Genomic DNA, 12117 nt, shown 5'->3' with positions numbered 1-12117 from the left:
ATGAGTGATTGAGATATGAAACATGATGTGCTTTTGCCAGCCCCGGCAGTAATAATCTAGGAGGATTTTTATGAAAATTAGCAAGTCAAAGACTAAAATGGGCTCTATAGACTTCATACTGTTCTCGACTATAATGTTATTGGTAGCCATTGGAGTGGTGATGGTCTACAGCGCCAGTTCTTACATGGCATTTTTTGATAAAAGTATACAGGATAGCATGTTTTTTCTGAAAAGACAGGGATTATGGGCGGTAATAGGGACGGTTTTAATGTTCTTTACTATAAAATTTGATTATAGGATTATAAAGAAGTATACGAAACTTCTTATGATAATATCTGTAATATTATTGCTTGCAGTATTTGCCTTTGAGTCAACGAAAGGTGCCCAGAGATGGATAAGAGTAGGTTCTATTGGATTCCAGCCTTCTGAAATAGCTAAGTACATTGTGGTGTTGTATATGGCTAAAAGTATAGAAGTAAAGGGCGGCAGAAAAATAGGAACACTGCTCTATGGAGTTATACCATATCTTCTGGTTTCAGGGTTTTATGCGGGTTTGGTATTTGCAGAGAAAAATTTAAGTATAGCTGCTGTAATAATGATAGTTACGATGATAGTTCTCTATGTTTCCGGAGCCAGAATTACCCATATGATTGGAGTGGTGGGTCTGGTGGCTCTGGCAGGGATAGCGGGAATAATTTTTGAGCCTTATAGAATGGCCAGATTCACAAGTTTCTTAAATCCTTGGGCGGATCCCAAAGACAGCGGCTACCAGCTGATTCAGTCTCTTTTGGCCCTGGGCTCCGGAGGAATATGGGGAGTAGGGCTTGGCAGATCAAGACAAAAGTGCTATTACATTCCAGAACCTCACAATGATTTTATATTTTCCATTATAGGAGAAGAGCTGGGACTTATAGGGTGTACAGTTATTGTTATACTGTTTATAGTTATTGTATGGAGAGGTGTTGTAGTTGCCGTAAAAGCAAGGGATACTTATGGAACACTTCTGGCTACAGGGATAACCTCGGTTATTGCAGTGCAGGCCATAATAAATATAGCAGTTGTAACAGGATCCATGCCGGTAACAGGCGTGCCGCTGCCCTTTATAAGTTATGGCGGATCATCACTTGTAATTAACATGGTGGCAATGGGTGTGCTGCTGAACATATCAAGACAAAGTGAATATGGATAAAACATAGCATTGCATAAGTGTAATGCTATGTTTATTTGGAGATGGATTATTAATATTACTGTAAGAAAAAATATATAAAAAATTAATGATTATTTTAATGAAATTAATTTTGTTAAGTGTTAATATATATATATCTTATAGAATTTTACATTTAAATTAAAAGGTGAGTTGGTAGGGGATGGGTGGAACTTCAACAAAAATGGATAACCAGATGATTGCAGAAAGACGAAAGAAAAGGAGACTGCGAAGAATTCTTATTTTTTTGTTGTTTCTACTGGCACTATTTTTTACACTTTGTTTAAAACTTCCGTATTTCAATATACAGCGTATTGAAGTACATGGAAATAAAAATGTTTTGAGCAGGGATATTATAGACAATTCCAACATACGTGTGGGAAATAATATATTTTATGTTAATCTGAAGGATGCGAGTAACAGGATATTGAGTAATCCATACATAGGAGATGTAGTTATAAGCAGACAACTTCCTACCATTGTCAATATAAATGTTAAAGAAAGGGAAGCAGTATTTTACTGTGAAAGCTATAAAAAGTATTATATCATAGATAAAAATGGTATCTTACTTCAGAAAATAGATAATATAAACAATATGCATCTTATTAAATTGGATGGAATTGATTATACTAAGACGGATATGGGTAAAACCGCAGGCAGCGGGAAAGATGAGAGAAAGGTAAAAATTGTGACTTCTCTGGGAAACATAATTGTTAATAATAATATGCCTCTTCCAATTACTTATGCAGATGTGAGTAATCCGCTGGATATAAAGGTGTATTTTAGCGATATGTGTGTAAAGCTTGGAAGTGGAAAAAATATGGACGTGAAGATGAACAAAGCACTTAATATATTGCTTCAAGAAAAACTAAATGGTGCCAAGGGATACATAGATGTAAGATTTAATGGTAATCCGGTATATAAGGTAGGAGGATAAGATAAAATGCGTAAATTTGCCTCACAGATTAGTGTTGCTCTAGTGTGCTGCATACTCGGATTTATGGTTGCCTATCAATTTAAGGTGTTGATGAAGCAGGAGAATACTTTGAATTTAGGCAATCAAAGCAATACAGATGTTACGGTGACAATAGAACAGTATAAAAAGGAAAAGAAAGCACTGGAGACGAAGGTGAATGAACTTCAAAATAAAGTGAAAGGTTATGAAGATGCGGCAGCAGGCAGAAGCGATTCTACGAAAAATCTTTTGCAGCAGCTGGATGATACCAGGGTACTTACGGGAGCAGTGGATGTAAATGGGCCTGGAATAGTTATATATCTTACCCCTAATAATAAAAACCTTTTTGGAGGAACTGCTGGTGTGGACAATAATATAACCGACAAGGATTTGGTCTACCTGGTGAATGAACTTAAATTTGCAGGAGCCGAAGCCATATCCATAAACGATATAAGGATTGTTTCTAGGACGGGCATAAGAACTGCGGGAAATTATATATTGATAAATGATGAAAAGATATCTCCTTCCAGAAAGATAACCATACAAGCTATAGGAGATAAGAATTTACTGTACAGTGCTATGAGTTTTCCAGAAGTATTTGCAGATATAAAAAATATATGTGATGTCAAATTTGACAAGGTGAATAATATAACTATAAAAAAGTATAATGGAGCATATAAATTTGAGTATGCTAAACCTATAAAGGAATAATTTAAAGGTGTGATAAAAACATGATAGCATTTATCGGTCTTATATTTGGAATAATTATAGGAGTGATTTGGAATGTGAATATTCCAGATAAATTTTCACCCTATATGTCAGTGGCGATTTTAGCTTGCCTGGATTCCGTGTTTGGAGCCATAAGAGCCAATCTGTCAAAAAGTTTTCGAACGGACATTTTTATATCTGGCTTTTTTGGAAATGCAGTACTTGCTGCGGGACTTGCCTATCTGGGTGATAAACTGGGAGTGCCCATATATCTGGCAGCAGTTATAGTTTTTGGCGGGAGAATATTTGATAATTTTGCAATTATAAGGAGACTATTGCTGGAAAAGAACAAATTACATCTATGGGGTGAGAAAAATGAAAAGCAATGAAGCTAATATTTTTGTTTTTATAGCTTCGGTGATTATAGGTGTATTGATATCCATGAATATCAGCCTCGTAGATGACGGCACCAATAAGAGGGTGTTTTTAAGTGCAAAACAATATCAGGATGCCTATAACTATAAAAATCAACTGCATAATCAGATATTGGCACTGTCCCAGCAATATAGTGATAATTACAACAAATTGAAAAAATATGAAGACAATGAAGAAAATGAAGCTCAGGTGGTAGCGGAGATAAAACAGGAGTTAAATCAGAATAACATGGAACTTGGCAAGATGCCTGTACAAGGACAGGGAATAAAAATATTTTTAAATGATGCTGCTATGGAAGATGGATTGAATGCATTTCAATATCAGATGAGACTTGTACATAATACTGACGTGATACAGGTAATGAATGACTTAAAAAATGCAGGAGCAGAGGCTATTTCCATAAATGGACACAGGATGGTTGATACTTCCGAAATCTATTGCAGTGGTCCATTTTTAAGGGTAAATGGGATAAAAATTGCCTCGCCCTTTTCTATTTATGCCATCGGGAATAAAGATGTGCTCTACAATTATATGATGTCGAATGAAAATTATTTAAAAGTGATGATGACAAGAAAAATAGTGGCAGTAGTTACCAAATCCGATAGTATAAAAGTGCCGGCATACAGTGGGGATTACAAAGTGGAGTTTATGAAAAATAAGGATTAGAGTGCTTTTTACAATTTATATCATTAAATTGTATTGAATTAGTTAAATTAATTAAAAAAATAATTAATTTTTGAAGGAATTTTGATTTCTATGAAGAATAATAACTTATATGTATAATTGTGTTTAACAATAAAGGAGACGGTATTATTGTCAATTGAAGAAAATTTAAATAATATAGAAGAGAATTTAAATAGAAAAAAAGTTGTATTAGTAGCCGTTTCAAAGACCAAGCCTGTAAAAGATATACAAAGTGCATATGATGTGGGTATTAGAGATTTTGGCGAAAACAAGGTACAGGAACTTATAAATAAAGAGCCTGAACTTCCCAAGGACATAAGGTGGCATTTGATAGGCCATCTGCAGAGGAACAAGGTAAAATATATAGTTGGCAAGGTTTACCTCATTCATTCATTGGATAGTGTAAGGCTGCTCAATGAGCTGGAGAAGCATTATAGTGCAGAGAAGTTGACTGCAAATACTTTAATTCAGATAAATATAGGGCGTGAGGAAAGCAAAACTGGCATATATGAGGAAAACTTAGAAGGCTTACTGGAGGCCTGTGAAAGCTGTACAAGTGTTGTGGTAAAAGGATTGATGGCTGTAATTCCAAAGGGAAATGAAGAGAGCTGTAGGTTTTATTTTAAAAAAATGAAGTCTATTTTTGACAACTTGAAAAAAAGAGAGTTTAAAAATATAAGCATGGATGTATTGTCTATGGGAATGACTCATGATTATAAAATTGCAGTTGAAGAAGGGGCAAATTTAGTTAGAATTGGAGAAGGCATATTTGGGAAAAGAAATTATAATAAATAGGAGGTATTTTTATGGCTGGCAAAATGATAAACAAGATGATGGGATTTCTAGGTCTTGAAGATGATCTGGAAGAAGATGAAGATTTAGAGGAAATAGAAGATGACAGGGAGAGAAAAAATACGAATAATTTTGAAACAGTGGAACCTATTGTAAATTCTAAAAGGCAGAATAAAGTTGTAAGTATACATACTACTATATCCGCTAAAGTGAGAATAGTTAAGCCGACTACTTATGAAGAGGCAGCAGATATATGTGATGAACTCAAAAATAGAAAAATTGTAGTTATAAATACTACAGGCCTTGAAACCAGAATAGCTCAAAGGCTGCTTGATTTTATGGGCGGTGCTAGTTATGCCCTGGGCGGAGATTTGGAAGAAATAGAAAAAGGTGTATACATACTTTCACCTTCCAGTGTGGAAGTGAGCAGTGATTTAAAAAATGAGCTGTCGGGAAAGGGAATATTTGGCTGGAAGTAGACAATAATATAGATATACCATATTTAAAATAAGTATTTTTGGAGGCAAAAATGATAAGCAATACCTTAGCTTTGGCATTATCTCTCTTATTTAGATTTTTGGAAATTGCTATTATCGCAGATGTTATTTTATCATGGGTTATGCCTGGAAGAGGTAATGCATTGACAGATCTTATACATGTATTTACCGAACCTCTTATGAGGCCTGGAAGAATTCTTCAGCAAAAACTTATGCCGGGGCTTCCCCTGGATTTTTCACCGATAATAGCTTTTGTTATGATAGATATAGTAAGAGGAATTGTATTTTCTATACTTTAAAAATGACATAGATATGAGCAGGGAAGATCATGAAAAAGAAAAATTTTGTAGATAGATTTTATTTTTGTAAGGAAAATAGTGTATTGCCCATATATGACAAGGTAATTTTAGCACAAAAAAGCCATAGGGTCATCTATATGCCGGAATTTTATGCTCCTGTCATATGGAATACCCTGTATGAACTCAGTGAAGAAATCAAATTGAAGGTATATAGTTATGGTATATTTAAGGATGCAGAGAGGAGAATGGTGGCATTTTCAGAATATCCTGTAGAATGTAATTATCCTGTAAAATTACTGGAAATACATTGTAAATCCAAATTTGCAGAGTTACAGCACAGCGATTATCTGGGAAGTCTGATGTCTCTTGGAATCAAAAGAGAAAAATTTGGGGATCTGATACTCAAAAAAGGTGATCTGTGTTATTTAGCTGCTTGTGGAGATATAAGCGATTATGTGAAGATAAATCTGAATAGTGTGGGAAGTTGTCCCTGTGAAGTGAATGAGGTGGATACCCATACAGGTGAAATTCCCAACTACAGCTTTAAAAACTATGTTTTAAATGTCTCTTCTTTTAGAATGGATTGTATGGTAAGTTCCCTGTGCAATTTATCCAGAAACAAATCGGGAGAAGCAATTAAACAGGGAAAAGTTCTTCTTGACTATCTGCCTGTGGACAGAAAGGATAAATTGGCGAAAGACTATTGTACAATAACGGTGAAAGGTCATGGAAAGTTTAAAATTGCGGGAGAGATTGGACTTACTGGAAGCGGTAGGTATAAACTCCTTGTAAAAAAATTTAGTTGATTTGAGGTGTCAGAAATGCATATAAATGCTGTAGAAATAACGAATAAGGAATTTAAAAAAAGCCTTAGAGGGTATAATATAGATGAAGTAGATGAATTTTTGGATAAGATAGCAGAGGATTATGAATCACTGCAAAAGGAGAATTCTTTTATAAAGGAAAAGCTTCAATCTGTAGAGGACAAGATAAATCACTACAATAAAATGGAAAATACCATACAAAATACTCTTTTGTTAGCTCAGAATGCTTCCGAGCAGGCCAAGGAGAATGCTAAAAGGGAAAGTGAATTTATACTTAAAAATGCCAATGATGCAGCTCAGAAGATAATAGACAAAGCCCATAGCGATGTTATTCAAATAAATGATGAATTTGAGAGAGTAAAACAGGAATTTGGCAAATTTAGAACCAAGTTTAGAAATTTCATGAAAACCCAATTGGAAATGTTTGATGATATGGAAAAAGATTTTGTAAAAAGTTATGATATAGGCTATGAATTGAATGAATATGTTTCAAAGGATCGTTCTCCTAAAGCTGATTCCATAAAGGAGAAAGAAATAGAAAAAGCAGATCAAAATGATGGAGATACTTCTTTAGAGATTAAGAAGGATAATCCAGAGGGAAAGAATGAAGAAGAGGATGAGCTGGAGAAACACAAAGATGATATTTTGACGGATGAGAACGAGCTAAATGAAATCAAGAATTTTTTTGTTAAAGGTTAAAAAAAGCCACTCTAAGATATGGAGTGGTTTTTTACATGTAGAAGGTGAGAGTATGCCATGCTGAAAATTGAAAAAGTTGACAATTGTCATTGATTTATATATGCTATTAATATGTGTTATTGAGGTTATATGATTTTACAAAATACAGGAGGTAATTTTTATGACCATAGGAATTATTGGAGCCATGGATGAAGAAGTGGAAATACTTTTATCACAGCTGAAGCTGGAAAGGGTCCAGGTGAAAGCCAATATGAAATTTAATTTCGGACAACTTTATAACAGCAAGGCGGTAGTAGTGAGAAGTGGAATAGGAAAGGTGAATTCAGCTGTTTGTGCACAGATACTCATAGATGACTTCAATGCTGATACTATAATAAATGTAGGAGTTGCAGGAGGTACTGCAGATAATGTATATCCAGGGGACGTGGTTATAGCAGACAGTTTGGTACAACATGATGTGGATACATCTGCCTTTGGTGATAAAATAGGTCAGATACCTAGAATGGATACATATGATTTCAAATGTGATAGAGCTCTTGTGGAAAAGGCTCAAGATGCATGCAAGAAAATAGAAAATATAAATAGTTTTGTAGGAAGAATTGTTACTGGAGATCAGTTTATCTCCAGTGCTGAAAAAATAAAACACCTAAACAGGGATTTCAATGCACTTGCCTGTGAGATGGAAGGTGGAAGCATTGCCCAGGTAGCTTATCTAAATGATATACCTTTTGTAATAATAAGATCCATATCTGATAATGCCAATAATGGCGCCAGCATGGATTATAAAAAATTTGCCCCTATTGCCATTAGAAATTCTACTGAAATATTGAAAAACATGCTCATTAATTTATAATTTATACACCGGGAGGAAATGAATGGAAATATCTATAATACTAGTGGGAATTTTAATAGACAGAATATCTAAGATATGGGCGGCTCAAAATTTGGCTCAGGTTTCCCAGGTTATTATCATAAAAGATGTATTTTCATTTTTTTATCTGGAGAACAGAGGTGCGGCTTTTGGAATACTGCAGAACAAGGTTTATTTCTTGACATTTATTACAGTGCCAGTGGTTGCAGGCATGATATACTATATGTTGAGGTATAGGCCGAAATCTGTTTTAGTCAGGGTGAGCCTTTCACTTATAGTGGGCGGGGCATTGGGAAATTTAATAGACAGACTGTTTTATAAATATGTAGTTGATTTCATTTTAGTTCACTTTAAGGATATCTATTATTTTCCTGTATTCAATGTGGCAGATGTTCTGGTGGTAGTGGGGACTATACTGCTGATATTTTATTTGTTAAAGGAAGAAAAATATGGATGTTAAAGAACTTTTAGTATGCAGTGAAGAGGAAGAGATGAGGCTTGATCTGTTTTTATGCAGGCATTTTCCAGACAAATCCAGAAATCATATTCAAAATATAATAGAGCGTGGACAAGTGCATGTGAATGGAAAGACAAAAAAGAGCAATTATAAAGTGAAATGCAGTGACAATGTGGTCGTTACACTGCCAGATCCGGTGAATGCAAGTATAAGAGCTGAGAATATTCCTATTGATGTTCTGTATGAGGATAAGGATCTGATTGTGGTAAATAAACCCCAGGGAATGATAGTACATCCTGTAGCTGGAATATATACCGGTACACTGGTGAATGCTCTTTTGAATCACTGCAGTGATCTGTCCGGTATAAATGGAGTTATGAGACCGGGCATAGTGCATAGAATAGACAAGGACACCTCCGGTGTACTTGTAGTTGCCAAAAATGATTATGCCCATAATAAGCTGGCAGCACAATTGAAGGATCACTCTATGACCAGAGAATATGTAGCACTGGTGGAACAGATTATAAAAGAAGAAAATGGTACTGTAAACATGCCCCTTGCCAGGCATCCTAAAGACAAGATAAAAATGGCAGTGGTTCCGGGGGGCAGGGAGGCAGTAACTCATTATGAAGTTATTGAAAGGTTTAAGAGCAATACTTTGATTAAATGTGTCCTGGAAACAGGAAGAACGCATCAGATAAGGGTTCACATGGCGTACATCGGTCATCCCGTGGTAGGGGATCCGGTATATGGGTATAAAAAACAGAGATTTAACTTGAAAGGACAGCTGCTTCATGCCAGAAAATTGGGATTTATACATCCTGTGACGGGAAAATACATGGAGTTTGAAACAGAAGTACCGGATTATTTTAAAAGGATAATAGAGATATTGAGAAAAAAATGAAGAATATTTTACATTTTCCCTTTCCGGTACTCTCTTAAACTAGGATTCTATTTCAAGCATGACAGGGCAGTGATCGGAACCTGTAACATCAGTTAATATGACGGATTTTTTTACTCTTTTAAGCATGTTGTTTGAAACAAAGTGGTAATCTATTCTCCAGCCTGCATTTCTTTCCCGGGCCTTGAATCTATAGCTCCACCAGGAGTATTCTATTTTTCCCGGATTCATATATCTGTAGGTATCCGTATATCCGTTTTCTATGAATTTGTCTATCCACTGCCTTTCTATGGGAAGAAATCCTGAGTTCTTTTCATTGGCCTTTGCATTTTTTATATCCATTTCCGTATGTGCAGTGTTGTAGTCACCGCATATTATAAGTTCTTTGTCCTGGGATACAAGAAGGTTGCAGTAATCCAGTATTGCATCATAAAATTTCATCTTGTATTCTAATCTGTCATCACTCATCTGGCCGTTTGGAAAATATATATTTAGTAAGGTGAAATCAGCAAATTCAAGTATCAGTATCCTGCCTTCACTGTCAAAGCTGTCTATGCCGATACCGTGCCCGACATGCAGTGGTTTGAACTTTGTATATACTGCTACGCCGCTGTAACCTTTTTTTTCAGCAAAACTGAAATATGAATGATATTCTTTTATGTTTTTTATTTTATCCTCCAGGGTTGCTTCCTGGAGCTTGGTTTCCTGAAGACATAATATGTCAGGATTTTCTTCCTCTATCCATTTAAAAAAGTTTTTCTTTGCAATGGCTCTCAGGCCATTTACATTCCAAGAATATATTTTCATGTATGAATCCTCCTTTATGGAAAAACATCATCCGCTAATTACATTTAAAAAGGATCTGCGTTTTCAGCAAATGAGTTATTTGACTCGGCAGCACCTTTTTCAGGCAGTATTAAATTCAATACTATTCCTATGATAGATGCCAGGGCAACTCCCGATATCTGTACAGGTGATCCTCCTACGTTGAAGTTCAAGGAAGCGCCTCCAATTCCTATTACTATTATTACAGAAGAAAGTATCAGATTCCTGTTTCTGCTGAAATCTATTTTTTCTTCTACCAATACTCTGAATCCTGAAGAAGCTATTATGCCGAAGAGCAGTATACTTACCCCGCCTATTACGGGAATGGGCATATTTTCAATAATTGAAGCTACAGGACCTATGAAGGAGAGCAGAATGGCTATTATTGCAGCCCCTCCTATAACCCAGACACTGTAGATTTTGGTTATGGCCATAACACCTATATTTTCACCATAAGTTGTAGTTGGAGGGCCGCCGGTAAATCCTGCAAGTATTGTGGCCAATCCATCTCCAAGTATGGATCTGTGGAGACCTGGATCCTTTGTAAAATCACGTCCAACCACATTATTTGTTACATAGATGTGACCTATGTGTTCCGCCAGAGTTACAAAGGAAATCGGAGCCATGAGTATCATGGCATTTAAATTGAATTTCGGAAACATGAAAGAGGGCAGTTTAAAAAAGGAAGTATTTGCGATGGACTTTAAAGCTTGTTCAGGTATAACTCCTAAAATTACTGCAGATATATATCCTACTATAATAGCTATTAATATAGGTATTACTCCAAGGAAACCTTTAAAGTACATACTTCCTATTACGGCCACCGCCAATGTTATTCCGGAAACTGACATCCAGGCCCACCTGGGTACGCTTTGCATCTGATCCGTTGTGTAAGCCGGATTAAATCCGGACCAATTTATTGCCGTGGTGGCAAGACCAAGTCCTATTACAATCACTATGGATCCGACTACTACAGGAGGAAGAGCTCTGTTGAGCCAGTTTACTCCGCAAAATTTTATTATGGCAGCTACTATCACATATACCAGCCCGGCGGCTATTACTCCGGAGAGCATGGCCGAGGGACCATAGCTTTTGGAGGCTATGAGTATGGGGCTTATAAATGCAAAAGAAGAGCCCAGGTAAGCGGGCAGTTTAGCTTTAGTACATATTATGTATAAAATAGTTCCCATACCACTGCAGAACAGTGCTATGGATGGACTCATGCCTGTAAGTATGGGAACCAGTATTGTGGAACCCACCATGGCAAATAAATGCTGAAAACTCAGCGGAAGAGTGGTTGCTACAGGCAATTTATCCTCGACGTCTATAAAATCCTTCATTTATGACACTCCTTTTTTAGTCTCTCAGGACTATTTTAAAAGTTTACAGTTCATATATTTTTACTGAATCACTTTTATCTATTTCTGAAATTTCTACAGATATTATTTCTTCATGGGAAGTAGGTATATTTTTGCCCACATAATCAGCTCTTATGGGAAGTTCCCTGTGACCTCTGTCAATTAAAACCGCCAGTTGTATTAATTTCGGTCTGCCCGAGTGGATAATTGCATCTATGGCTGCTCTGGCTGTCCTCCCGGTATAGATTACATCGTCCACCAGTATGATTTTTTTGTTTTCCACGTCGGTAGCGCCAAATTCTTTTATTACAGGCTGTTCTGAAAGAGTGCTCAAATCGTCTCTATAGAGACTTATGTCCACACATTTGACCTCCAAATTTACACCTTCGATTTTGTAGATATTTTCTGCTATTCTCTTAGCCAGTGGATATCCCCTTCTCTTTATACCTACAAGAATTATGTCTTCTGTACCCTTGTTCTTTTCTATTATCTCGTGGGATATTCTAGTTAAGGTTCTGTCCATGGCTTTTTTATCTAAAATAAGTGCTTTTAGCTTCAAAACGTCACCCCCTTAGTAGCTAAAAGTTAATGGTAAATGAATTTTCCGT

At 36.0% G+C, this 12117-nt stretch carries 16 protein-coding genes; 13 read left to right on the top strand and 3 right to left on the bottom strand.

What is annotated here, in order from left to right; translation table 11 throughout:
• The first annotated feature begins 76 nt into the window (after window positions 1–76).
• From spoVE to CLLU_RS01875, 13 genes are all read left to right on the top strand, one after another.
• A complete protein-coding gene (spoVE, locus tag CLLU_RS01935) occupies window positions 77–1189 on the top strand; it encodes a stage V sporulation protein E (protein ID WP_207655933.1) in 1113 nt (370 codons plus the stop codon).
• A 178-nt stretch (window positions 1190–1367) separates the two neighbouring features.
• On the top strand, window positions 1368–2141 hold the full coding sequence (locus CLLU_RS01930; protein WP_106007886.1) for a cell division protein FtsQ/DivIB: 774 nt from the start codon (window positions 1368–1370) through the stop codon (window positions 2139–2141).
• A gap of 6 nt (window positions 2142–2147) precedes the next feature.
• The gene (locus tag CLLU_RS01925) at window positions 2148–2870 is read left to right on the top strand and encodes a DUF881 domain-containing protein (RefSeq protein WP_106007885.1); all 723 of its coding nucleotides are present in this window, start codon (window positions 2148–2150) and stop codon (window positions 2868–2870) included.
• A 20-nt stretch (window positions 2871–2890) separates the two neighbouring features.
• On the top strand, window positions 2891–3256 hold the full coding sequence (locus tag CLLU_RS01920) for a small basic family protein (protein ID WP_106007884.1): 366 nt from the start codon (window positions 2891–2893) through the stop codon (window positions 3254–3256).
• Window positions 3243–3968 (top strand): DUF881 domain-containing protein, encoded by a 726-nt coding sequence (locus tag CLLU_RS01915; protein WP_106007883.1) that lies wholly within the window; start codon window positions 3243–3245, stop codon window positions 3966–3968. The genes CLLU_RS01920 and CLLU_RS01915 overlap by 14 nt, the downstream gene beginning before the upstream one ends.
• A 147-nt stretch (window positions 3969–4115) precedes the next feature.
• Window positions 4116–4781 carry a YggS family pyridoxal phosphate-dependent enzyme gene (locus CLLU_RS01910; protein ID WP_106007882.1) on the top strand — a complete coding sequence of 222 codons (666 nt, stop codon included), beginning with the start codon at window positions 4116–4118 and terminating at the stop codon, window positions 4779–4781.
• A gap of 11 nt (window positions 4782–4792) precedes the next feature.
• Window positions 4793–5257 (top strand): cell division protein SepF, encoded by a 465-nt coding sequence (locus tag CLLU_RS01905; RefSeq protein WP_106007881.1) that lies wholly within the window; start codon window positions 4793–4795, stop codon window positions 5255–5257.
• Between the two features lie 50 nt (window positions 5258–5307).
• Window positions 5308–5574, top strand: a complete 267-nt coding sequence (locus CLLU_RS01900; protein ID WP_106007880.1) for a YggT family protein — start codon at window positions 5308–5310, stop codon at window positions 5572–5574.
• Window positions 5575–5603: 29 nt separating this feature from the next.
• Window positions 5604–6380 carry a YlmH/Sll1252 family protein gene (locus CLLU_RS01895; RefSeq protein WP_106007879.1) on the top strand — a complete coding sequence of 259 codons (777 nt, stop codon included), beginning with the start codon at window positions 5604–5606 and terminating at the stop codon, window positions 6378–6380.
• Window positions 6381–6395: 15 nt separating this feature from the next.
• Window positions 6396–7097 (top strand): DivIVA domain-containing protein, encoded by a 702-nt coding sequence (locus CLLU_RS01890; protein ID WP_106007878.1) that lies wholly within the window; start codon window positions 6396–6398, stop codon window positions 7095–7097.
• A 160-nt stretch (window positions 7098–7257) separates the two neighbouring features.
• Complete coding sequence (locus CLLU_RS01885) at window positions 7258–7950, top strand: 5'-methylthioadenosine/adenosylhomocysteine nucleosidase (protein WP_106007877.1); 693 nt, start codon at window positions 7258–7260, stop codon at window positions 7948–7950.
• A gap of 22 nt (window positions 7951–7972) precedes the next feature.
• Window positions 7973–8428, top strand: a complete 456-nt coding sequence (gene lspA / locus CLLU_RS01880) for a signal peptidase II (RefSeq protein WP_106007876.1) — start codon at window positions 7973–7975, stop codon at window positions 8426–8428.
• The gene (locus CLLU_RS01875) at window positions 8418–9329 is read left to right on the top strand and encodes an RluA family pseudouridine synthase (RefSeq protein WP_106007875.1); all 912 of its coding nucleotides are present in this window, start codon (window positions 8418–8420) and stop codon (window positions 9327–9329) included. Before lspA ends, CLLU_RS01875 begins: the two co-directional genes overlap by 11 nt.
• A gap of 39 nt (window positions 9330–9368) precedes the next feature.
• Here the strand turns inward: CLLU_RS01875 and CLLU_RS01870 are convergent, their stop codons facing one another.
• The 3 genes from CLLU_RS01870 to pyrR are packed head-to-tail and all read right to left on the bottom strand — an operon-like array spanning window position 9369 to window position 12068.
• Window positions 9369–10133, bottom strand: coding sequence for an exodeoxyribonuclease III (locus tag CLLU_RS01870; RefSeq protein ID WP_106007874.1), 765 nt, complete (start codon window positions 10131–10133; stop codon window positions 9369–9371).
• Between the two features lie 44 nt (window positions 10134–10177).
• On the bottom strand, window positions 10178–11491 hold the full coding sequence (uraA, locus tag CLLU_RS01865; RefSeq protein ID WP_106007873.1) for a uracil permease: 1314 nt from the start codon (window positions 11489–11491) through the stop codon (window positions 10178–10180).
• 43 nt (window positions 11492–11534) lie between these two features.
• Complete coding sequence (gene pyrR, locus CLLU_RS01860; protein ID WP_106007872.1) at window positions 11535–12068, bottom strand: bifunctional pyr operon transcriptional regulator/uracil phosphoribosyltransferase PyrR; 534 nt, start codon at window positions 12066–12068, stop codon at window positions 11535–11537.
• Window positions 12069–12117 lie beyond the last annotated feature (49 nt).

It is taken from the genome of Clostridium luticellarii, from assembly GCF_002995845.1.
Lineage (GTDB): Bacteria > Bacillota > Clostridia > Clostridiales > Clostridiaceae > Clostridium_B > Clostridium_B luticellarii.
This window is presented reverse-complemented; position numbering and strand designations above follow the sequence as displayed.

Coding starts and splice junctions, on each gene's coding strand:
- CLLU_RS01930 (WP_106007886.1), top strand. CDS start 1,368: ATGGGTGGAACTTCAACAAAAATGGATAACCAGATGATTGCAGAAAGA.
- CLLU_RS01925 (WP_106007885.1), top strand. CDS start 2,148: ATGCGTAAATTTGCCTCACAGATTAGTGTTGCTCTAGTGTGCTGCATA.
- CLLU_RS01920 (WP_106007884.1), top strand. CDS start 2,891: ATGATAGCATTTATCGGTCTTATATTTGGAATAATTATAGGAGTGATT.
- CLLU_RS01915 (WP_106007883.1), top strand. CDS start 3,243: ATGAAAAGCAATGAAGCTAATATTTTTGTTTTTATAGCTTCGGTGATT.
- CLLU_RS01905 (WP_106007881.1), top strand. CDS start 4,793: ATGGCTGGCAAAATGATAAACAAGATGATGGGATTTCTAGGTCTTGAA.
- CLLU_RS01900 (WP_106007880.1), top strand. CDS start 5,308: ATGATAAGCAATACCTTAGCTTTGGCATTATCTCTCTTATTTAGATTT.
- CLLU_RS01895 (WP_106007879.1), top strand. CDS start 5,604: ATGAAAAAGAAAAATTTTGTAGATAGATTTTATTTTTGTAAGGAAAAT.
- CLLU_RS01890 (WP_106007878.1), top strand. CDS start 6,396: ATGCATATAAATGCTGTAGAAATAACGAATAAGGAATTTAAAAAAAGC.
- CLLU_RS01885 (WP_106007877.1), top strand. CDS start 7,258: ATGACCATAGGAATTATTGGAGCCATGGATGAAGAAGTGGAAATACTT.
- lspA (WP_106007876.1), top strand. CDS start 7,973: ATGGAAATATCTATAATACTAGTGGGAATTTTAATAGACAGAATATCT.
- CLLU_RS01875 (WP_106007875.1), top strand. CDS start 8,418: ATGGATGTTAAAGAACTTTTAGTATGCAGTGAAGAGGAAGAGATGAGG.
- CLLU_RS01870 (WP_106007874.1), bottom strand. CDS start 10,133: ATGAAAATATATTCTTGGAATGTAAATGGCCTGAGAGCCATTGCAAAG.
- uraA (WP_106007873.1), bottom strand. CDS start 11,491: ATGAAGGATTTTATAGACGTCGAGGATAAATTGCCTGTAGCAACCACT.